This window comes from Blastococcus atacamensis (assembly GCF_002938425.1).
Classification (GTDB): domain Bacteria; phylum Actinomycetota; class Actinomycetes; order Mycobacteriales; family Geodermatophilaceae; genus Blastococcus; species Blastococcus atacamensis.
In genome coordinates this window covers 1-20,604 of the sequence record NZ_POQU01000022.1, presented here as the reverse complement: position 1 = coordinate 20,604, position 20,604 = coordinate 1, and the positions used below count along the sequence as shown (strand labels likewise).

Genomic DNA, 20,604 nt, shown 5'->3' with positions numbered 1-20,604 from the left:
GACGGGACTTCCGGTACCGGCAGTCCGTCAGCGGCTGGGGTCGAGGACGAGCTTGCCGGTGGTGCGGCGGGCGAGCAGGTCGCCGTGCGCCTCGGCCACCGCGGACAGCGGATAGCGGCCGCCCACGACGGGCTTCAGCTCACCGGCGGCCACCAGAGCCAGCAGGTCGGTCATGGCGGCGTCCATCATCTGCGGGCGCGCCATGCAGTGGGCCAGCCAGAAGCCGATGACCGCGCGGCTCTTCTGCATGAGCATGCCCGGCGGCACCGCGCGGGTCTCCTGCCGCGCGGCCATGCCGTAGGCGACCAGCCGGCCGAACGGCGCCAGCGCGCTCAGCGAGCCGGCGAAGACGTTGCCGCCGGTCATCTCCAGCACGATGTCGACCGGCTTGCCGCCGTTGGCCTCGCGGAGCGCGGAGGTGAACGCCTTGGGGTCGGAGTCGGCCAGCGCCGGGTCGACGGTGGCGTGCGCGCCGAGCTCCTCGGCGAGCGTCCGCTTCTCGGGGGAGGAGGCGGTGGCGATGACGCGGCCGGCGCCCCAGCGGCGGGCCAGCTGCACGGCCAGCGAGCCGACCCCGCCGGCTCCGGCGATGACGACGACGGTCTCGCCCTCGGCGAGGTGCGCGCTGGTGCGCAGCAGGTGCCAGGCGGTCGAGCCCTGCAGGACGACGGCGAGGGCCTGCTCGTCGCTCACGCCGTCGGGGACGGCCCAGGTGAGTGCGTCGTGCGCAACGACCTTCTCGGCATAGCCGCCGCCGTCGAGGAGGCCGACGACCCGCTGACCGCCACCGACCGGGGTGCCCACGAACTCCGCGCCCGGCACGAGCGGAAGTTTCTGCTCGGCGAGGTAGCTGTTCTCGATCTGGTGGGTGTCTGCAAAGTTAACTCCTGCGGCACTCACCTCGTAGAGCGTCTGACCTGGTCCTGGAGTGGGGTCGGGAAGGTCGACGACGTCGAGGACCTCGGGTCCTCCGAAGCGGGTGATCTGCACGGCACGCATGCACCTCAACCTACGAGCCGCGTGTTCTCGCCGGTACGGGCTCCGGTCCAGCCTCGTTGTGAGGGCTTCTCCCGGAACTCCACCGCGACGGCGTGGATGGGCTCATCCTTCACCTCTATCCGTGAGCGAGGGCGCGCTCGTATGGTCGACGGATGTTGCTGGCCGGGAGCGTGGGCTTGGACGCCGTGCTCGCCCGGCTCGCGGCGCTCCGTCCGGTGTTCCACTCCGAGGCGGACTTCCAGCAGGCGTTCGCCTGGGAGGTCCGGATGCAGGACCCAACCGTGCGCGTCAGGCTGGAGACCCGGCCTGCGCCTGGGATGCGGCTCGACCTCCTCCTGACAAGCGATGACGGACTGCAGCGCAGTGCGGTCGAGCTGAAGTACCTCACGCGCCTCTGGACCGGCGAATCCGCCGGGGAGCGGTTCGAGCTGAAGGACCAAGGCGCGCAGGACATCCGGGCGCACGACGTTGTGAAGGACATCGTGCGGGTCGAGAAGTTCGTCGCGGCGATGCCGGGCAGCAACGGCGCGGTGATCTGCGTCGGCAATGACCCGTCCTATTGGAACGCCCCCACGCACGGCCGTCCCACCAACGCCGACGCGTTCCGCCTCCACGAGGGAGTGGTCCTGCAGGGGACGCGGGCGTGGGGCCCGCTGACCGGCCTGGGCACTAGCCGGGGACGGGCGAAGCCTCTGACGCTGGTCGGGACGTACCGGATGGCGTGGTCGGACTACTCGGCGTTGCCTGGCCCGCGCGGGGTGTTCAGGACGCTCGTCGTCGAGGTCGCCGGATGCTGAGCTCCGAGCGCGTCGAGGACGTCCCTGACGGCTGACGTGACATCGACGGCGCCTGGCTGCCCCAGCAGTGGGGTCTTGGTGGTGACTCGAAAGCCTTTCACCCAGACGCTCTCCCGGGCGAGGGACTGAACCGTCGCCACGGGAAGCTCGACAGCACGCAGGACCTCGTACGTGTGTGCGTCCATCAGCAGGAACACGCACGCGTCGAAGCCCCAGGACCGGAAGGGGCTGTAGACGTGCGACTTCTTGTCGTCGGACGCGATGACCCGAGCCTTCACCTGGAGGAGTCGCCCGTCGGCGCGGACGTCCCAGCTCTTCTCCGACGGCGGGGCGAGCTCGCCGCGGTACGCCGTCGCGACGAGGTGCTCAGCCAAGTCGCCCGCCGGCGCGTTCCGCGACCGCACCACCCCCGGTCAACCAGCTCGGTCAGGATGTCGGCGTAGAGCCGCAGAAGCTCGCGGGCGCTGAGAAGACCGAGGTCGACGGCTTGCGGCATGACTCGTTTTACCGGAAAGCGGCGGTCACGGCGCAGCCGGCCGACGCGTCGAAGATGGGAGTCTGGCGCTTCGCAGGCGGGCAGCAGTCCCGGCCGCCGAAGCGGGTGATCTGCACAGCTCGCATGCCGGCAGGTTAGGGCTGGCCATGGCAGCTGACAGCTGTGGCGCGAGTGCCTGTCGACTGGCCGACCGGCGGCGTCTCGCACGTCGCCTCCACACACTCGGCGGTGAGAGCAGGTGTGGGTTCCGGGCGTCGGCTCGGCCGGGTGGCGGCCCAGCCGTGCGGAACGGCTCCAGTTGCTTTGGGCGGGCGGCTATGCACGTACCGCGGTCATCAACTCGGCGGCGCCGTTGATCCGGAGGGAAGGGTCGCCGCGGTGCTCGGGGTGCTACTTGCCGTTGTGTCGCACGGCTGGTGACCTGTCCCGTCGTGAGGGCGGGTGGCGTCGATGAGCCAAAGCCCGTTTCTCTGCGCCAGCACGTAATCCAGAGACCAATGGGTGCACGTTTCCTGGGGACGGCCGGACGGACCCCTGCCAGCGTTCTGATGGCTGGTGAATGTGACCCACAGGACGAGTTCCTCCCCGTCGACTCGGTAGGTCCGGTAGGCGATGTCCGTGTCGACGGCGCTTGCGACAGCTGCCTGGAAATCCTCCAGAGAGCCTGGCGCCGTCAGCTGAGCCAGTGCGGTGGCGTAATCGCCGCTGTTGATTCCTTCGAAGTAGAGGTCGAGCGTTCTCGCCGCCTGCACGATGTCCCGCCGTGGAGATGCTTCCTCCGGGTCGGTTACGCCATCAGGGTCGATCGCCGCGCTGCAGTCGGGGAGCGGGACCGCCTGTGGATCGGCGCTCCACTGCGCGATCAGCGGTTGCGCCGTCGCGCTGGAGACGGCTAGACGGCGCCCCTGCTCGGATTCGCCGGTCTCTGGGTCCACCTTGTGAGCGTCGACCAGACCCACGACCGAACCGTCAGGACGAATGACGGGTCCACCGCTGCTGCCGGGGTGCGTAGCAGCGTCCAGTTCCAGCAAGTCGTAGCGAAGAAAGTCGTCAATGGTCGCCTTCCGGCCGAGGCCGTTGATCGTCCCGGGGGTGAAGGCCAGCGGGTCTCGTCTCGGGAAGCCCAGCGCGGCAACCTCGTCCCCGACGCGGGGATCGGTGTCGGAGAAGGAAAGCGTGTACCCGTTGAGTGGGGAGGCGGTCCGTACCAGCGCCACGTCAGTGCCCTGGTCGATCCCCACGACGGTGCCCGCGGAGGACATGGTCCCTTGGATGACTCGAATGACCTGGCCGTCGTGGACCACGTGCGCCACTGTGGCGACCAGCGTGGGGGATATCTGGAACCCCGACCCTGTCGAGTGCCCCTCGCAGGTCGCCACCTCCAAGCGCGTGACGCCCGACTTGACCGTCTCGAACGCGGACTGCAGTGACGGCGGGGGCGCGGAACTGCTCGACGTCCACGTCTCCGTGGGCGAGGAGGGGGCCGGTACCGGCGTTACGGAGGGAAGTGAAGCGCCGGGTGGAGCCGGATCCTCGGCGCGGGGCGTGTCATCCAGTGAGCCACAAGAGGTCGCCGCGCATACCAGCGAGACCATCAAGAATGCCCGTCGCATGTGCCTCCCATCGGGACCGGCTGGGCGCACAGGATGCGACCACGCCGCGCGAAAGGGGGTTGCCCGCCAGCCCGGCTGCGACAGTCAGCGGTCGGCTAGGCGTGTCATCACGCGCGGCGCTGCCGCAAGCGCTGTAGGCGACGCTCGATGCCGCGGCTGGCGCGGGTCAACAGTCAGCCGACTCCTTCTTGAGTCGGCTTTCCTCCGGGGCCGAAGGTCGACCTCTGGAGGGGCGCACGAACGGGAATGGGGTGCTGCCGCTTCGGTGTCTGAGCGGCGATTCGACGGGCCGTGCCGGCGCGGCGACCGGGAGCAGTACGAGCCGCACCTGATCTACCTCCTACTACGCGGGGTGGTGGGTGTCGGCGTAGTTGATGCCGGCGGTGGAGACCTCGAACAGCTGCTCGCCGTCCCCGGGGGTGGGGTCGGGCAGGTCGACGATGTTCAGGACCTCGGGTCCGCCGAATTCGGTGATCTGGACAGCGCGCATGCGCCGAGGCTATGGCGTCACTTTGCACTCGGGGCATCAGTCGTTGGCAGTGAGCTCGGTGGACTCAATCGAACCGGAGGCAGTCTCAGCGCCACCCAGGCCACCGTAGGGCCCGGCTGGGGGCGCGTGTTGATGATCGGTGAGCCCACGTGAAAGTGCGGAGCACGTGCCAGCGACGGGCGAGGTGAGTTCGTTCGCGGCTGCGCCGAGCGCGGCCCCGACGATGACCGCGCGGGTCAGCCGGCTGTGCCGCTCTGGCGGGGGTGGTCGGTCCACTCGGCGCTGAACACCTCCACGTTCTCAGCGGGCGTCTGCGCGGCCGTTCCCTCCCGCAGCGGGAGGACCTGGCGGGGTCGTGGGGGCGCGGTCAGGCACGGTGACCACTCGTCTCGCCGTCCGGAGCGTCGGCCGAAGCCCTTGACCGAGCACGAAGACGATCTCTACCGACACCCCCCGGCGACTACCGTGGCCGGGTCAGCTCCGAGCCCCCACTGAGCCCGGCAGGGAACGCTCCGTCCAGCCGACGAGGCGGTGCCCCGCCGCCGGGCCAAGGGCCTGTGCTGCGTCGGGCGCCGCGTGTCCGCGGGGTTGGACGACGCGGTTCGGCAGGGGTCCAACCGGCTACTCGTCGGGGATGACCGCACCGAGGGATGTCGCTTGATGCACGCCACGAAGGAGGACGGCGCAGGTACGGGCGACGCCGTGCGCATCGTCCTGCGGCCGCTGGGCAGCGCTCTGCCGTTGGGGTTCTTGGTCTTCGGCACGGGGATGGCGGTGCTCGGCGGCATCCAGCTGCACCTCATCCCTCTGCCGATGACCCACCAGGCGGCAGTCCTGCTGCTTACTTTCGTCGCCCCGTTGGAGTTCGTCGCCTCGCTGTTGGCCTTCGTGTCCCGTGACGGCCTGGCCGGCACGGGGCTCGGACTGTTCGCGGGGTCATGGGCCACGATCGGCGTCCAGTACCTGCTTGCGCAGCCGGGGGCGCGGTCGCCGGTGCAGGCCATCTACTTCTTCACCTTCGCGGTCGCGGTGGTGCTGCTCGGCGTCGTCGCCCTCAAAGGCCAGCTCCTGCTGGCCGTCATCCTGCTGTCCGCCGCGGTACGGACGGCGCTCTCCGCGCTCTACGAGCTGCTCGGCATCGGCGCGCTGCAGACCACCAGCGGGATCATCTCGCTGGCGATCACCGCCCTCGCCCTCTACGGCGGCCTCGCCCTGCTACTCGAGGACACCACCCACGGGACCGTCCTGCCACTGGCGCGGCGGGGGCAGTCGCGGACCGCTCTGGAGGGCTCGCTCGGTGACCAGCTCGGGGATCTGCAGCAGGAGGCGGGCATTCGCCGCAATCTCTGAAACGGTCAGCCACGTCGACAACTGAACTCCGTGTCGGGTCGTTGCAGCGCCGGGGCTTCCGCGTCCGACCCCGAGCTGTCCTGAGGTAGGCCTCAGGACAGCCGGTGGTGGGTGTCGGCAAAGTTGACTCCTGAGGAGCTCACCTCATGGAGCTGCTGGCCGGGCCCTGGGATGCGGTCGGGCAGGTCGACGACGTCCATGACTTCCGGGCCGCCGAAGCGGGTGATCTGCACAGCTCGCATCGGGGGAGGCTATGGCCTGCTCGGTGTGGAACGTGCCTGGCGGTAGGCCGAGTTGCAGGCGCCTGGAGCGATGTCCGTCTCGTTGGTACCGGCCGCTCGTGCTCAGGTCCGGGCGCGCGGAGGTCGCGTCAGCACGTCCGGGTCTTCGGACGGGGCGTCGTAGGAACTCATCCTCGGCGCCCTCGACCTCTACCGGGCTGCCGATGCGCGGGCCGACGCCACCGCCTGAACTCTGATGAGCCATGTAAGTAGGCTCTGGTCCTCGCGTGGACGGCGGGAGTTCCTCGGATCTTTCCGCCGCAGTACACGATCAGCAGCCAGGCCGACCGCATCGTGACGCCGATCTCGCGGAGGCGGGCAGTGGCTCCGGTGCGCGCCGCAGGAAGAGGAGCAGCATGACGCTCTCCGCGGGCGGCCGGGTCGGCCTGGCCGGAGCGGCGGTGGTCGGGGTCGCCTTCGGCATGGCCCGGTACGCCTACGGTCTGACGCTGCCCGGCATCCGTCGGGACCTCGGGCTCTCCGAACTGGTGCTCGGCTTCGTCGCCAGCGCCACGTTCGTCGGCTACCTGGCCGGCCTGCTGCTCGCGGGCCCGCTCGCCGCTCGTCGCGGTTCACGTGCCCCGACGACCGTGGGCGGGGCCTGCGGCGCTCTGGGGGCGGTGGTCGTGACGGTCGCGCAGTCCCCCTGGCTGCTCGCCGTCGGTGTCGTCCTGGCCGGCAGCGCGGGTGGCTGGGTCTGGGCGCCCTACTCCGACATCGTGTCCCGGACGGTGTCCCAGCGGGAGCAGCCCAGGGCGCTGGCGATCATCACCACCGGCACCAGCGGCGGACTGGTTGCGCTGGGTGGCCTGGCGGTCCTCGCCGCACTGGGATCTTGGCGCCTGGTCTGGGGCGGCATCGCCCTTGCCGCCGTGACCGCCGCCATCGTCAACCTCCGCCTGGTGCCGCGAACCAAGCCGGACACACACCCGGACGGACGACGCGGTGCCTCGTCGCTGGGGAGAGCGTTGCGGGTGCCGGCCGCCTACTCCGTCGTCTACTTCGCGGTCGTCGTCATCTACTTCACCTATGCCGGGGACGTCGTCGACCGCGGTGCCCTTCCGGTGGCAGCCGTTCCGGTGCTCTACGCGGCCATCGGCGTCACCGGCGTGGTGGGCGTGGCGACCGGGGCCGTCGCGCAGCGACTGGGTAGTACAAGGGTCGCGGCGCTGTCCCTGGCGACGGTGGCTGCAGCGTTGGCGCTCCTCGGGCTGGGCAGCGACTCCATGGCCGCAACGGCGGCCTCGGCGTGCATCTTCGGCGTGGGGTACATGGCCGGGTCTGCGGTGCTCGCGGTCTGGACCGCGGAGCTGGTGCCCGACCGCGCAGGCGCGGCGTTCACCGGCTGCCTGGTCGTGGGGGCCGTCAGCTCGGTAGCAGCGCCAGTTCTCGCCGGTGCGGTGATCCCTGGCCTGGGACTGGGCGCGCTGCTCGTCCTCACCGCCGCGGTGTCGCTGCTCAGCGCGCTGGCGCTGATGCTGCAGGGGCGGTCGGGAGGGGCGGCCGTCGCCGAAACCAGCCCGTGAACACGACAAACCCGCCGGTCATCGACGCGCACACTCCGCATCGTGATGAGCCGGTCATCGCTCGGTGGAAAGCCCCGCTCCGGAAGGCGACTCGGGGTTTGCCCACCCGCCGCACAAGCGATGCAATCGGGACCGCCGGCGCAGCGCTGGCGCTCGGTCTGCGTGCAGCCGCGCCGCCGAACACGAAGGCTGCATGCGGCCGGCGGATGACTCGTCGGCGGCCTCATCGACGCTTCGGCTTCCGGCCCACGCGCCGCTGCACCGGGCGGAACCGGCCGCCGCTGGGGTGGCGGTCCGAGGGAGTGAGCGGTGATCCGGTGCCTCTCCGTTCCGTCTTCTTCGCGACTGGGCTGTGTACGGACTGGCCCGGCAGTCGATTCGAGCTTCACCTCGTCTGCGTCCGAGGCCTCGTACGCGTCGCGCTCGCTGGGGCGTCCCGCTGTCGACTGCCGGGCGCCTGTTCACCACGTCCTGATGCTGCCCTCCTCCCGGTGGTGGGTGTCGGCGAAGTTGATACCGGCGGCCGAGACGTTGTAAAGCTTCTGCACCTGACCCGCCTTCGGCTCGGATGTCGACAACATCAGGGCTCTGGCCCGCCGGAGCGGGTGCCTGCACAGCGCCCATGCAAGGGACGCCGAGGGTTGACCGGGTCGGGAAGGTGAGCGGCACTCAGACGTCGCCTGTTCTGGCTAGAACGCAGAGCCGGCGCACGTGCTTGAGCGCCTGACCGGTTAGTCGCCTGGGTCGCTGTCCCGGCTGTACGTCTGACCAGGACATCTATGCGCAGAGGTGCTCGGAGTCGGCTCGGCAGGCTCGGTGCCTTCTTGCCGAGACCGCGGTCCCGGGCTTGCTTAGTCGCCAGAAGCCCCGAGGCGGGCGGAGATTCCAAGAAGCCGGTTCCTTGCCACTAGAATCTGCTCGCCCACGCGGATGATGTCGTCCACGGAGACCCGGTTGCCGTTGACTTGGGAGAGCAGGGCCTGCACGTTATCCGTCTCCGCCATAACTGCCGATGCCAGCGGATGCGTTCCGCCCCATGGGCGCACCGCCTCGATTGCCTTCTCGGCACTTGTCAGAAACTGCCCGGCCAGTTCTTCGACATACTGCTGGGATATTTTCGCTGCTTCCTGATCTAGCTGAAAGTGATTCGGCGTCGAGGGGGTGTTCGCGGCTCGCCGTTCGGTGAGGTGACTAGCGACCGCATTGACTGGTGTGACGTCCCCGGATTCGGTGTATCGAAGTAGCGCGACGCTGGCAGAATCTGCGAAGGCTACGGCCGACGTCGTGAAACCGGAAAGGGCATAGAAAAGTGCCCACTGATGGCCGATGGCTGCGCCTCGGAGTTGCTGGACAGCAGGCGACCCAACGGGTGATGTTGAATAGTGTTTGACTTGTGCGGCGCCTTCTGCCGCAACGACGTCCAGTCCGCCGTCTACGCCAGCTTGTGTCACCTCGGCATCCCGGAATCCGATCGTACGCATGTGCCAGGCTGCTAAGGCTTCAGCCATCTGCCAGGACGTCACAACAGGCGTCGGTTGGAGTTCCGTTCGGGGCTCACTGTCCCATGCCAGCAGGGAAGGCGAGTGCCGCGGCTGTGGTGAAGTCTCGACTCTGTCGGGGGAGGGGGGAGGGGCAACGCCGCCTTGTGTGTCGATGTCGAAGTCTGACCGTGGCCACGTAAGAGTGTACTTGTAGGTGCGGTCAGCAAAGACGTACAACTTCACGGGGACGATGTGGCCGACTAAGGATCGGGTGTCGTGATTGAATTCTTGCAAGAACTGTCGAACGCGAACTCCGTGTTGGCCGAGGCCGAGACCCACTGTCAGTGGTCTTCCCTCGCCGATTGGCGGGCGCACTGGAGAGCTTTCATTTGCCTCGCCTGCCTGGAGAGCCAGATCCAGGATGGCCACGCAAGCTGGTCGAGATGGCATGCAGCAACAGCTCCTAGCCGGATTCGGAGGTCAGTAAGCGGACGGTAGTCGTCGAGTTCCCGGCGATCCCCGTGTGGTCGAGTCCCGAGGATCCCGGTGTGCGTGGAGTCGTCTGCCACTCCTGCTGAGGGTGATGTCTGTCCGCATAGTTGATGCCCGCGGTCGTCACGGCGTACAGCTTCTGGCCATCACCCGCCTCAGGCTCGGGGAGGTCGACGACCTTGAGGACCTCGGGACCGCCGAAGCGAGTGATCTGCACGGCACGCATGCAGGAAGGGTAGGCGGTGGACGCTGAGTAGGTGCTTTGCCCGCTCACTGCATGAGAGGAGTGATGTCCGGCTGCCTAGTCCGAGTAGGCGGCGGCGCTCCTCCGGTGCTATATCTGACCGTCCGTCTGGAGACGCATCGTGGCGATTCCCTCAACTCGCCCAGTCGTGGACAGGCGGAAGGTCTTGGTCTGGCCGCCAAGGAGGCCATTGATCGAGCCGCTCGCGGTCCCAACGATGCCGCCGGTCGCGCCGTAGAGCGTCGCGGACAACATCACTAACTGGAAGTCCCGATTGGACTCGTTGGTCAGCTCGCCGAGCACATCAGTGCTGTAGGCAGCGTCGAGTCTCGTGATGTTGTGCGCCACCAAATCCGGAGACAGTCGCTGCTGGTCGTCCTGGCCGACGACCGAGTCTGTGGGCGTGCGGCGGACTGCATTGGCGAGGCTGCCTGGCCGCTTGCGGCGTCGACTGCGGCCAGTGCTTGAGGGAGGTCGCGCTTGAAGTCTCGTACGGCGGGGTTCCAAACCGCGGCCTGCACAGTGACTCCGAGGTGCTCAAAGAGTCGACCGTGCAACTCGTCGAAGAGTTCGTCGAGTTCCTCCTCCGTGCCCAAGCGGGGGAGGTGGACATCGCCGATCTGAGCGATGAGCTCAGTCCGGGACAGTGGTGGCACGACTACGGGAAAGGTGGGCACTTCCATGACCCAGGCAGCACCGAGCTCCATGAGACACATCGGCCGCGTCATGAAGGTGTTGCTGATGACCTCAATGACGAAGGGGTCATCGCGGAGCATCTCCTTGAGGACCTCGCGGGATCCACGCCCCGCGGGCACTCCGGTGGCGCGGTCCGAGGAGTAGAAGACGCGGTCCCGTGGAACGCCACTCATAAGCAACAGCCGTTGTATCAAACCCGCGAGGGCCTTGTCGCCTGCTGCGTGACTGATGAAGACGCGTTGTGCCATCTATCCCCCTGCGTCGTGACGACTCCCGCCTGTCGGACGTCGTACGTTAAACGGCGTAGGCGTTGCCGCAGACCAGGCAGTGCAGTGGGCCGTCGACGTCATCGGGCACCTTGACCGGCTCGTAGTCGTGGCAGGGCGAGGCCACGATCCGCATGTCGTCGCGCTCGGTCAACGCGCTTGGTGGATCGGGGACGTCCCGTCCGTCACCCGGCTTGAAGGTCAGGTGCTTATTGCCGCGCAGCGCGTTCCCGATCTCGTCACTGAGCTGACGGATGATCATGGGCGTGGCCGCCTCTTCCATATAGTCCAATTGCGCTGTGGTCCACCAGTGGTCCGGCGGCGCAGGCTCGCCACACAGCGGGCAGTAGTAGGTGACCGGGACTTCAGCGTGCTCGGCTTCTTCGTTGGCAGGTCCGTGGTGCCACTTGAATTCTCTCTCGCAGTGTGGGCACTCACGCCGAAGGAAGCCGTCGTTGTCTAGGGGTAGAGACACAGACATGCTCACGTCGTACTCACAAACAGCTCCTCGTCAATCGGGGCCCCGTCGATGGTCTTTCCAGTCACGCGCACGTTGAAGTAGGAGCCAGCGCCAGAACCTAGGGTCAGTGTTCGCATGACCCGGATGCTCTTGCCGGCTGGCAGCTTGGGGATCGGGAAGTCGCCATTTCGATCGATGCGCAGACCCTCATCTCGATCCGTGCTGAAGTCGAGTTCGTAGACGTCGCCCGGTCCATTATTGATGATCTCGACATATCCGCTGCTCTTCGGGCCATCGTGGTAGCGGGCGTCCAGACGAGGGAGGCCTGATGTTTGGGTCGACGGCAGCTTCCGCCCGAGGGGAAGTCCACCGCCAGGCGGCGCTGGCGGTGTGAGGTCTCCAGCGTCATGCCAGTCACGGCCGCTGAGGTCGACGGCGCAGCCAGCTGCCTCTAGGCGGGCCGCCAGGTCTTGACGCTTGCTCACAGAGTTGTCGAGGCGGATTACGTGACGGCCGTGAATGTCACTGAAGACTCGGACTCGTCCCAGCTCAACGATCACTGTCCGGCGAGGGTCCCGGCCCATCGCCATGCCCGCTTCGAACAGCACGTTGGGTCGAGGCTGCGGCTGCGCGTCGCACTCCGGGTCACCGGGATAAGTCAGGCTGGGGTGGAGGTAGGCAATGTCGTCGGGGGTCTCCAGCACGACGATTGCCTGAGCAGCGTTGAACGCTGCGTCAAGGACCTCGCCTATGTACGGCGATGCCGTTCCCGTCATACCGATCGCTTGGGACCACTCGATTGGCTTCAGACCGATCGAGCGCAAGAAGGTGAACAGTGCAGCGCGGGCTGGCTCATTCCGGCCGTGGATGACGAAGACGTCCCGCGTGCTGGGCATGGGCCCGCTCATCGGCTGCGCCGACGACTCGAGTCAGTCATGGGAAGAAATGTAGCGCGCCGGTAAGACAGTGCTTGGAGGACTGAACGTCGGTGTTCGACTCGCCTCGACAGCGGCGAGCGGTGGAACGGCTTTCGACCTGGCCGGCCTGGTTGTGCTTCAGATTCTGGGCGGGTGCTTCACGTGGGCAGCATGCGCCGTCGCTGGGGAACGACGGATGAGCGTGGCCGCCCTTGCTCATGTCAGTTCGACGACAGCTGGTGGTGGGTGTCGGCGTAGTTCACCCCGCCGTCGAGACGTCGTAAACCTTCTGGCCGGGCCCGGCCTCCGGCTCGGGGATGTCGACGACGTCGAGGACCTCGGGCCCGCCGAAGCGGGTGATCTCCACGGGTCGCATGCCGGTGAGCTAGGGCTCGGCTGAAACGGCAGGTCATCCGAGTCGACGGCAGGAGGTGACCTCGTCGATCACAGGTCCAGGGCGTCGAGCGCGGTCAGGTATCCCTCGCTGTAGGTAGGGAACTGGGCGACCTGATCGAGGAGCGTCTCGACCGGGATGCGGGCGCGGATCGCCAGTGAGGCCTGGTGGATCCACTCGCCGGCCTGAGGACCGATCGCCCAGGCCCCGATGAGGACGCGGTGCTCCGTGTCGGCGAGGAGCCCCAGATGCCCACGCGGGTCGCGCTCGTAGGTCCACGGGCGGGCCAGGGACTGCGCCAGGTCGATCACGGCGGCCGACGTGGTCAGGCCCCGCTCGTCGGCCTGAGCTTGGGTCAGCCCGGCCGCGGCGATCTCGGGGTCCGAGAAGACCACCCGCGGGATGCCGTCGTAGTTCGCGGGGTGCGGCCGACCGAGAATGGCGTCCGCCGCGATCCGGCCCTGGTACTTGGCGACGTGGGTGAACGGCATCACGGCCGTGACGTCACCGAGTGCCCAGACGCCGTCCGCGGCTCGGCAGTGGTCGTCGACGAGGACCTCGCCGCGCTCGCCGAGTTGCACCCCGACGCGGTCGAGCCCCAGTCCGTCGGTCCGGGGCGTGCGGCCGGTGGCGAGGATGACGACGTCGCCCCGTACCTCGCTGCCGTCGGCCAGGTCGAGCACGCTCGCGGTGCCGTCGCGACGCGCCCGGGTCGGGTCCGTGCCGAGGCGGACGTCGACGCCGATGTCCCGCAGGTGCTTCTCCGCCAGCTCCCCGACACGGGGCTCCTCCCGGCCGAGGAGCCTCTTGCCCCGCTGCACCAGGATGACGTGCACGCCGAAGCGGGTGAGGAACTGGGCGGTCTCCACTCCTACGGCGCTGCCTCCGACGATGACGGCCCGCTCGGGCAGGTCCTGGGCGGTGTAGGTCTCCCGGTTCGTCCAGGTCGTGACGTTCTCGAGGCCGTCGATGGGCGGGATGACGGCATCCGACCCCGTGGCGACGACGACGTGGTCGCACGTGAGCTCACGGCCGCCGACGTCGAGACGACCCGGTGCGAGCAGCCGGGCCCCGCCCCTGAGGACAAGAGCCCCTTGGTCGGTGTAGCCGCGGACCTGGCCGGAGTCGTCGAGGTGGCGGGCCATGTAGTCGCGGTAGTCCCGGGCCTGTGACCAGTCCAGACGGGCTCCGGCTGCTCCCTCGACCCGGTCGACCCCTCCGGCGGCCTCCGGAGGGCGCAACACGGTCTTGGACGGGATGCACGCCCAGTAGGCGCATTCGCCGCCGATCAGTTCCCGCTCGATCACCGCCATGCGCCGGCCGGCGGCCAGCAGCCTGCTGGCGGCGACCTCGCCACCCGGTCCCATGCCTATCACTGCGACGTCGACGTGCTCGCTCATGCCGCTCCCTCGTTCGGTCCGTGGCCGATCAGGTCACTCGAGCTGTCCTCCGCGCAGGTGGCGGGCCTCCCGTCGTCCGGCCCATCGGCCTCGGCGCGCGCCATCACCTGACGGCGGGGGAGAGCAAGCGGTCGTAGATGGCCGACGTCGCGGCGATGTGCACGACCTTGTCGAGGACGTCGATGGTGGCCTCCTTGCGCGACCACGTCCACGGCTTGCCGAGCCCGAGCGCGGTGATCATGACCAGGTCCTGGGAGTAGATGGCGCCGAAGGTTGCCGCGGTGCCGCGCAGGCCGCGCAGGCCCCGGTGAGCGGCCACACCGTAGGCGGCACCCCACATGGCGCCCAGAGCGGTGTGGGTCACGTAGTTCAGCCGCTTCCTGCCCGCATCGGTGGCCGGCCGGACGGGCAGGAGCTTCTGGGCCAGGTCAGCAGGGCCGTAGCTGTCCTCACGCTCCGAGATGGGCATCTCGACGAACTTCTGGAACGCGGTCATCACGACGCTGCCGGCCACACCGGCCAGCACCCCCCGTCCGACGTTCGCCAGGAGTGAGGAACGTGCGGTTGAAGGCTCTACGGGTTTCATCGGACTCAGCTACCCGGCCGGACCATGTCCATGCCGCGAGGGACGGACCGGACCTCCGCGTTCTGATTCACAGCGGATCCCCCGCCGACCCGTTTCGTGATCGACCTCGAGATCGACCCTGCCCTCGACGAGGCAGAGCAGCCCTCGGACGGCTTCGGCGTCGTAGGAGGGCCCGAGTAGGTCCACAGCAAACTCTTCTCGTACCGCTCGCCCAGTCGGAGGGACCCGTGGTGGGCGATGCCCTCGTAGGGCAACGAGTCGTGGTGGAACTCGGTTCGAGCAGCTCGGTGCGCACGTCCTCCTCGGATGGGAGTGCCCAGGGCTGCGTCGGTGCCTGGCGCTACAGTCCGCGGGAAAGAGCGGGAGCTCGGGCACACCGGGCTGAGAGGGCGGCAGGACGCGCCGCCGACCGCAGGAACCTGCCCGGGTAATGCCGGCGAAGGGACTCGACATGGTGGGCATCCCCCTGACCGTGGTGGCCGTGGCTGCCGTCTTGCTGCTGTTCGCCGTGGTCGGTTTGGCGGTCGGTCGCGACCGCGACCTCGAGGAGTTCGCGGTGGCCCGTGGCACCCAGAGCGGCGGCGCGCTCGGCCTGTCGTTCTTCGCCTCCGGCGTGGGGGCGTGGGTGCTCTTCGCGCCTCCGGAGGTGGGGGCCCAGATCGGGCTGGCCGGGGTGGTCGGGTACGCGGTGGCGATCACCCTCCCGCTGGCGGCACTGGCCCTGGTCGGCCGGCGGTTGCGGCAGCTGGTGCCGGCCGGGCACAACCTCGTCGAATTCGTGCGCGTCCGTTTCGGACGGGTGATGCACCTGTACGTGCTGGGGATCTCGCTGGTCTACATGCTGGTGGCCCTGGCCGCCGAGTTGACGGCCACCCAGGCCGTGCTGGGCCGGCTGTCCGACCTCGATCCCCGGATCGGCGTCGCCGCCGTCGCCGCGGTGACCACCCTCTACACCGCGTACGGCGGGCTGCGTGCATCCATCCGCACCGACGTGTGGCAGGGCTGGCTGCTCCTGTTGCTGCTGGGTGTGGTGGGGGTCGTCGTCGTCCGGGCACTGGCGGACGGCGGCCTGCAGGGCGGTGAGCAGCTGTTCCGCGTGGACGCAGCCGGCCTGGAGGGCGCCGCGACGCTGGTGGTCGCTGTCGTGGCCACGAGCCTGTTCCACAACGGATACTGGCAGCGCGTGTGGTCCGCGCGGGACCAGCGGGCCCTGGCGCGCGGCGCGGTGATCGGCGCCGCGACGCGGTTCCTCGTGGTGCTGCCGGCGGGTCTGGTCGGGCTCCTGGCCGCCGCTGCGGCGGTCGACCTGGGCTCCCCGCCGGCGCCGTTCTTCGCGCTCCTGACCGGCAGCTCGCAATGGGTGCTCGTCGTCGTCCTGCTGTTCACCATCGCGCTGGTCACCTCCACCGTGGACACCCTGCAGGGCGGGCTGGCCGCGGCGGTCGTCACCGAGGCGCCGCGGATGGGGCTGCGGGGCGCGCGGGTGCTGGTGGTGCTGCTCACCGCGCTCCCCACGGTCGTCGCGTTCCAGGGCTTCTCGGTGCTGCGGCTGTTCCTGATCGCCGACCTGCTGTGCGCCGCGACCATCGCACCCGCCTTCCTGGGGTTGTGGCGCCGCGCGACTCCTGGCGCCGCGATCGCCGGAGCCGTGGCAGGCCTGGCCGGCGCGCTGTCCTACGGACTCGCCGCCGGTGGTTCGCTGGGCGCAGCCCTCGACCTGGCCACCTTCGCCGACGGCCTGTCGCTCCCGCCGTTCGCGGCGGCGTTGGCCTCCTCCACCGCGGTGACCGTCGCTGTCTCGCTCCTCGGCCGGCGCGACACCGACCTGCAGGCCCTGTCCGACGAGGTCGCGCCGCTGACCTCGTCCGTGGCGCGGACGGAGACGCGATGAACCCCGACCTCCCCGACCTGGACGCCCGGCTGCTGGCCTGGATGGAGCAGGCGGCGCAGCGGTGGGACGACGGCGGCCCCGGCGAGGCCGCGGAGGCGGAGTTCGACCGCCTGGCGCGGGAGCTGTTCGCCGACCAGTACGAGCGCAACATTCCCTACCGGCGCTTCTGCCGTGCCCGAGGAGCCCAGCCGGGGCGGATACCGGGGTGGGAGGAGATCCCGCCGGTGCCGCTGAGCGCCTTCAAGGAGCTCACCCTGTCGTGCGACCCCCCGGAGTCCGCCGCCGCCGTGTTCATGACCAGCGGCAGCACCGACCCGAGCCGGCGCGGGCGCAACCACCACCCGCACCTGCGGCTTTATGACGCCTCGCTGCAGGCGAGCTTCCGGCACTGGTTTCTGCCCGACCGGGAGCGAATCCGCCTGCTGGTGCTCAACCCCCCGCCCGCGCAGCAGCCGCATTCCTCGCTCGCCTACTTCCTCGGTCGCCTGGTCGACTCCTTCGGGGCGCCGGGCAGCGCCTTCTTCCTCGACGAGGACGGCCTCCAGGTCGACCGGCTCTCGGCGGCGCTGGCGGAAGCCGAACGCGACGGGGTGGCGGTCGGCCTGCTCGGCACGTCGTTCGCCTACGTCCACCTGCTGGATGCCCTGGAGGCCTCCGGTGCCTCATTCGCACTCCCCGCCGGGAGCCGGTTGCTGGACACCGGCGGGTTCAAGGGGCGCTCCCGGGAGGTCTCGGCCGAGACCCTGCGCGCCGCCTTCGGAGACCGGCTGGGCATCCCCGACCCGTGGTGCGTCAACTACTACGGGATGACCGAGATCAGCACCCAGTACTACGACACCAGCCTGCGGCGGGTCTGGCTCGGGGAGGACCCCGGTCCCCGGGTCAAGGCCGTGCCGCCGTGGGCCCGGATCCGCGTGGTCGACCCCGGCACCGGCCGGCCGGTGCCGGCCGGGGAGCGCGGCCTGCTCGTCCACGTCGACCTGGCGAACCGGGGCTCCTGCCTCGCCGTGCTGGCCGAGGACGTCGGCCACCTCACCGCGGACGGGTTCGTGCTGCTGGGGCGCGCGCAGGGCAGCGAGGCCCGCGGGTGCTCCATCGCCCTGGACGAGCTGCTCGCGGCCAACGGGGGACGCCGACGGTGACCCCGCCCTCCTCCGACGTGGTGGACGCGTTCTTCCTCCCTCAGCTGGACCCCGCGGAGCTGGCCGCCCTGGAGTGGACGACGCGGCAGGTGGGCACGGTGCCGCTGCGCTTCCCTGTGGTGACGCCGCCGCTGGTCGAGCAGCTGTGCGACCGCCTCCTGCAGGCCCAGGCCGAGGAGCTCGCCGAACGCCCCGTGATGGAGGTGCTCGAGGTCCTGGGCAGAGCGGTGGCCCGGTGGTTCGACCCCCGCTGCCCGCAACGGGTCCTGGCCGAGGAGCTGCTGCCGCAGATCACCGGCTACGCCCCCGAGATGGTGCGCCGGGGCCTGAAGGAACACCTGCGGACCTTCCGGCGCGACCGGCTCCTCCGGTTCCTCGCCCAGGACTTCGACAACCCGCTGGTGCTCGACGGGTTCCACCCAAACCGGGCCGGCGGCCGCTCCCGCGCCTACGGCCCACGCCTGACGACCCAGTTCTTCGCCGGGAACGTCCCGGGGCTGCCGGCCTGGAACCTGGTCTGCGCCCTGCTGGTGAAGTCGGCGACCCTGGGCAAGTCCGCCGGCGCCGAGCCGCTGTTCCCGGTCCTGTTCGCCGGCACGATCGCCGAGGAGGACCCTGGCCTGGCGCGATGCCTGGCCGTCCTGCACTGGCCCGGCGGGCAGGAGGACGTCGAGGAGACCGCCTTCACCCGCTCGGACGCGGTGATGGCGACCGCGGGCCTGCGGGCGACCGAGAGCCTGGCCCGGCGGGTGCCCGTGGGCATGCCCTTCGTCCCCTACGGCCACAAGGTCAGCTTCGCCGTGGTGGGGCACGAGGCGCTGGCCCTGAACCGGTACGCCGACACCGCTCGCCGGGTGGCGCGCGACGTGTCGCAGTACGACCAGCAGGGCTGCCTGTCCCCGCATGCGGTGTTCGTCGAGCGAGGGGGAGGAGTGGATCCCCGGGCCTTCGCCGCGGCCCTGGCCGCGGAGATGGAGCGCTACGAGCGGTCCCGGCCCCGGGCCGCCATCGGCCTGGAGGAGAGCGCTGCCATCGCCGGGGTGCGCGCCCGGTACGAGTTCCGCTCCTACGATGCCGACTCGGGGGTGCAGGTCCTCACCAGCCCGCACGGCAACGCGTGGACCGTCCTGTTCGAGGAGCGACCCGAGCGGTTCGAGCCCTCCGTCCTCAACCGGCTGGTGCGGGTGCACCCGGTGGACGGCATCGAGGACGTCGTCGCGCAGCTGCAGCCCCTGCGCCGCTATCTGCAGACCGCCGGAATCGCCTGCGCTCCGGAGCGACTGGATGCCTGGGCGTCCCTCCTCGGCCGCTGTGGCGCGGACCGCATCTGTGCGGTCGGGCAGATGCCGCAGCCGGCGGCGGGCTGGCATCACGACGGCCTGGGCAGCCTCGCCTCCCTGGTGCGGTGGACCGACGTCGAAGGCGCGGCCGAGGCCGCGGTCGAGCGGTACGACCCCGAGTGGACCCAGCCTGCGAGCAGGCCGGACAGGAGTCGGCGTTGAGCGCCCTCCACGGGTCTCCGAGCGGGCTGGGCCGCAGCGATCTCCTCGCCGGGCGGGTGGCGGTGGTCACCGGCGCCGGACGCGGCATCGGCGCCGCCATCGCCCGAGCGTTGGGTGCCCACGGCGCTGCCGTCGCCGTGAACTACCTCCGCGATGCAGCGTCCGCCGAAGGCGTGGCCGCGACCATCGAAGCCTCCGGAGGGCGGGCCCGGGCAATTCGCGCCGACGTCACCGACCCCGCTGCCGTTCAGCAGATGGTCGCCGAGGTCGACGACTTCTTCGGGCCTGCAGACATCGTGGTCAACAACGCGCTACGCAGCTACACCTTCGACCCGCTGGCCCGCCGGACGGCGTGGGAAACCACCTGGGCGGACTACCAGCTCCAACTGGAGGGCAGCCTCGGCGGGGCGGTGAACGTCTGCCGGGCAGCGCTGCCCGGCATGCAGGCCCGTGGAGGCGGCCGGATCATCAACCTGGTCACCGACCTCGTCGAGCGCCCCAGCGTGCCGTACCACGACTACACGACGGCCAAGGCCGCCCTGCTCGGCTTCTCCCGGAACCTGGCCGCCGAGCTCGGACCCTTCGGGATCACGGTCAACTGCGTCGCGCCGGGACTGGTGCACCCCACGGACTCGAGCCGGACCGCGACGGACGAGCAACGGGACGCCCTGGAGGAGGCCACACCGCTGCGGCGCCTGGCCACCCCGGACGACGTCGCCGGCGCGGTGCTCTTCTTCTCCAGTGAGTGGGCCCGCTTCGTCACAGGCGCCTGCCTCTTCGTCGACGGTGGCCTCGTCATGCGCTGAGGGGCCTGAACAGTGAAGGCGAGCCCTGTCCTGGCGGGTTGGAGGCGTGGTGGTTTGCCGCGCCGGCGTGCGCCGCGCTCCATATCGCGGTGTCGGGGTCGGTGGCGGTGATGTCGAACGGGGTTCTGCTGCCCGCCTCCCTGCTCCACCCAGCGTTCCACCGGGGGTAGGTTTCCAGCCTCCGACCGAGCACTGGGAAGGCTGTCGGGACTGCTCATGCCCAGTTGCGAGGTGCGGGCTCGGGCGTCGGGGAGCGGGTTGTCGGCGGGGCCGGTGAGGTGGGCGTGCCGGTCGGCGAGGACGGGATCCGCTGCAGCGCTGCCCAGCGGCTCGCCCGGCTGCGGTGCGCCGGAGCGATCGGCGCCGGCCGGTGGGTGATCGATCGGACGCGACGGCGCGGGCTGACCAGCCCTGATGATCGTGATGGTGGAGGCCGTGACCGCGCTCGACGACCTCGACACCCTCCGTGCTGCAGACGGATTGGACGGTGTGCACGTCGGTCCGGACTACCTCCCTGTCGATCGCGACCCGCCCCGAAGCTGCCACAAGGCCGCAGCGATCTCCGGAGGCTCCACCTGAGAACGCTTCAACTGGAACCGACCCACATGAGTGCCCGAGAGGGTTGCACGCCACGCGAACCCGCTCAACAGTGGCAGCCGGTACCTCGAGGGCGCTGATCTGCCTTGCGAGACAGCAGGTGGTGGGTGTCGGTGAAGTTGACTCCTGCGGCGCTCACCTCGTAGCGCTGCTGGCCTGGCCCCGGGGTGGGTGGGTT

The 20,604-nt window shown here is 69.7% G+C and carries 22 protein-coding genes and 1 pseudogene; 8 read left to right on the top strand and 15 right to left on the bottom strand.

Going from position 1 to position 20,604, the window contains the following annotated elements; translation table 11 throughout:
• Positions 1–27 precede the first annotated feature (27 nt).
• On the bottom strand, positions 28–999 hold the full coding sequence (locus tag C5508_RS07795; protein ID WP_104524375.1) for a quinone oxidoreductase family protein: 972 nt from the start codon (positions 997–999) through the stop codon (positions 28–30).
• Positions 1,000–1,151: 152 nt separating this feature from the next.
• Here C5508_RS07795 and C5508_RS07790 point away from each other — a divergent pair, with 152 nt between their 5' ends.
• Positions 1,152–1,796: a hypothetical protein gene (locus C5508_RS07790; protein WP_104524374.1), complete on the top strand. Its 645-nt coding sequence runs from the start codon at positions 1,152–1,154 to the stop codon at positions 1,794–1,796.
• Here the strand turns inward: C5508_RS07790 and C5508_RS07785 are convergent.
• The 3 genes from C5508_RS07785 to C5508_RS07775 form a co-directional block, all read right to left on the bottom strand.
• Positions 1,730–2,203 carry a hypothetical protein gene (locus C5508_RS07785; protein ID WP_198597956.1) on the bottom strand — a complete coding sequence of 158 codons (474 nt, stop codon included), beginning with the start codon at positions 2,201–2,203 and terminating at the stop codon, positions 1,730–1,732. The two genes, C5508_RS07790 and C5508_RS07785, sit on opposite strands and share 67 nt — an antisense overlap.
• Positions 2,204–2,627: 424 nt before the next feature.
• Positions 2,628–3,887 (bottom strand): S1C family serine protease, encoded by a 1,260-nt coding sequence (locus C5508_RS07780; RefSeq protein WP_269801774.1) that lies wholly within the window; start codon positions 3,885–3,887, stop codon positions 2,628–2,630.
• A 361-nt stretch (positions 3,888–4,248) separates the two neighbouring features.
• On the bottom strand, positions 4,249–4,395 hold the full coding sequence (locus tag C5508_RS07775; protein WP_104524372.1) for a Zn-dependent oxidoreductase: 147 nt from the start codon (positions 4,393–4,395) through the stop codon (positions 4,249–4,251).
• Between the two features lie 660 nt (positions 4,396–5,055).
• Here C5508_RS07775 and C5508_RS07770 point away from each other — a divergent pair.
• Complete coding sequence (locus tag C5508_RS07770) at positions 5,056–5,745, top strand: GPR1/FUN34/YaaH family transporter (RefSeq protein ID WP_157944024.1); 690 nt, start codon at positions 5,056–5,058, stop codon at positions 5,743–5,745.
• 92 nt (positions 5,746–5,837) lie between these two features.
• Here C5508_RS07770 and C5508_RS07765 read toward each other — a convergent pair whose 3' ends face one another.
• A complete protein-coding gene (locus C5508_RS07765) occupies positions 5,838–5,987 on the bottom strand; it encodes a Zn-dependent oxidoreductase (protein ID WP_104524370.1) in 150 nt (49 codons plus the stop codon).
• A 395-nt stretch (positions 5,988–6,382) separates the two neighbouring features.
• Here C5508_RS07765 and C5508_RS07760 point away from each other — a divergent pair, with 395 nt between their 5' ends.
• Positions 6,383–7,552, top strand: coding sequence for an MFS transporter (locus tag C5508_RS07760; RefSeq protein ID WP_104524369.1), 1,170 nt, complete (start codon positions 6,383–6,385; stop codon positions 7,550–7,552).
• A gap of 851 nt (positions 7,553–8,403) precedes the next feature.
• Here the strand turns inward: C5508_RS07760 and C5508_RS19490 are convergent.
• The 10 genes and pseudogenes from C5508_RS19490 to C5508_RS07715 form a co-directional block, all read right to left on the bottom strand.
• Positions 8,404–9,060, bottom strand: coding sequence for a restriction endonuclease (locus C5508_RS19490; protein WP_157944023.1), 657 nt, complete (start codon positions 9,058–9,060; stop codon positions 8,404–8,406).
• A gap of 195 nt (positions 9,061–9,255) precedes the next feature.
• Positions 9,256–9,483: pseudogene (locus C5508_RS20700) on the bottom strand (hypothetical protein); the annotation flags it as partial.
• Between the two features lie 13 nt (positions 9,484–9,496).
• Entirely contained in the window at positions 9,497–9,751 is a 255-nt protein-coding gene (locus tag C5508_RS20270; RefSeq protein WP_232796993.1) for a hypothetical protein, read from the bottom strand.
• Positions 9,752–9,859: 108 nt separating this feature from the next.
• Complete coding sequence (locus C5508_RS07745) at positions 9,860–10,072, bottom strand: FxLYD domain-containing protein (protein ID WP_104524367.1); 213 nt, start codon at positions 10,070–10,072, stop codon at positions 9,860–9,862.
• Positions 10,057–10,713, bottom strand: coding sequence for a TIR domain-containing protein (locus C5508_RS07740; protein ID WP_104524366.1), 657 nt, complete (start codon positions 10,711–10,713; stop codon positions 10,057–10,059). Before C5508_RS07740 ends, C5508_RS07745 begins: the two co-directional genes overlap by 16 nt.
• Before the next feature lie 46 nt (positions 10,714–10,759).
• Positions 10,760–10,993 carry a hypothetical protein gene (locus C5508_RS19865; protein WP_198597955.1) on the bottom strand — a complete coding sequence of 78 codons (234 nt, stop codon included), beginning with the start codon at positions 10,991–10,993 and terminating at the stop codon, positions 10,760–10,762.
• Positions 10,994–11,214: 221 nt separating this feature from the next.
• On the bottom strand, positions 11,215–12,087 hold the full coding sequence (locus C5508_RS07730) for a TIR domain-containing protein (protein ID WP_198597954.1): 873 nt from the start codon (positions 12,085–12,087) through the stop codon (positions 11,215–11,217).
• Between the two features lie 280 nt (positions 12,088–12,367).
• A complete protein-coding gene (locus C5508_RS07725; RefSeq protein ID WP_232796992.1) occupies positions 12,368–12,484 on the bottom strand; it encodes a Zn-dependent oxidoreductase in 117 nt (38 codons plus the stop codon).
• A 68-nt stretch (positions 12,485–12,552) separates the two neighbouring features.
• Positions 12,553–13,902, bottom strand: coding sequence for a dihydrolipoyl dehydrogenase family protein (locus tag C5508_RS07720; RefSeq protein ID WP_104524364.1), 1,350 nt, complete (start codon positions 13,900–13,902; stop codon positions 12,553–12,555).
• A gap of 103 nt (positions 13,903–14,005) precedes the next feature.
• Positions 14,006–14,398 (bottom strand): hypothetical protein, encoded by a 393-nt coding sequence (locus tag C5508_RS07715; RefSeq protein WP_232796991.1) that lies wholly within the window; start codon positions 14,396–14,398, stop codon positions 14,006–14,008.
• A gap of 541 nt (positions 14,399–14,939) precedes the next feature.
• Between C5508_RS07715 and C5508_RS07710 the strand changes: the two genes are divergently transcribed.
• The 5 genes from C5508_RS07710 to C5508_RS19480 all read left to right on the top strand — a co-directional run bounded on the left by C5508_RS07710 (position 14,940) and on the right by C5508_RS19480 (position 20,408).
• Entirely contained in the window at positions 14,940–16,379 is a 1,440-nt protein-coding gene (locus tag C5508_RS07710; RefSeq protein ID WP_198597953.1) for a sodium:solute symporter family transporter, read from the top strand.
• The gene (locus tag C5508_RS07705) at positions 16,376–17,521 is read left to right on the top strand and encodes a LuxE/PaaK family acyltransferase (protein ID WP_104524362.1); all 1,146 of its coding nucleotides are present in this window, start codon (positions 16,376–16,378) and stop codon (positions 17,519–17,521) included. Before C5508_RS07710 ends, C5508_RS07705 begins: the two co-directional genes overlap by 4 nt.
• Positions 17,518–19,023 carry an acyl-CoA reductase gene (locus C5508_RS07700; RefSeq protein ID WP_104524361.1) on the top strand — a complete coding sequence of 502 codons (1,506 nt, stop codon included), beginning with the start codon at positions 17,518–17,520 and terminating at the stop codon, positions 19,021–19,023. The genes C5508_RS07705 and C5508_RS07700 overlap by 4 nt, the downstream gene beginning before the upstream one ends.
• Positions 19,020–19,829: a 3-oxoacyl-ACP reductase gene (locus C5508_RS07695; protein ID WP_198597952.1), complete on the top strand. Its 810-nt coding sequence runs from the start codon at positions 19,020–19,022 to the stop codon at positions 19,827–19,829. The genes C5508_RS07700 and C5508_RS07695 overlap by 4 nt, the downstream gene beginning before the upstream one ends.
• A 414-nt stretch (positions 19,830–20,243) precedes the next feature.
• A complete protein-coding gene (locus C5508_RS19480) occupies positions 20,244–20,408 on the top strand; it encodes a hypothetical protein (RefSeq protein ID WP_157944022.1) in 165 nt (54 codons plus the stop codon).
• Positions 20,409–20,604 lie beyond the last annotated feature (196 nt).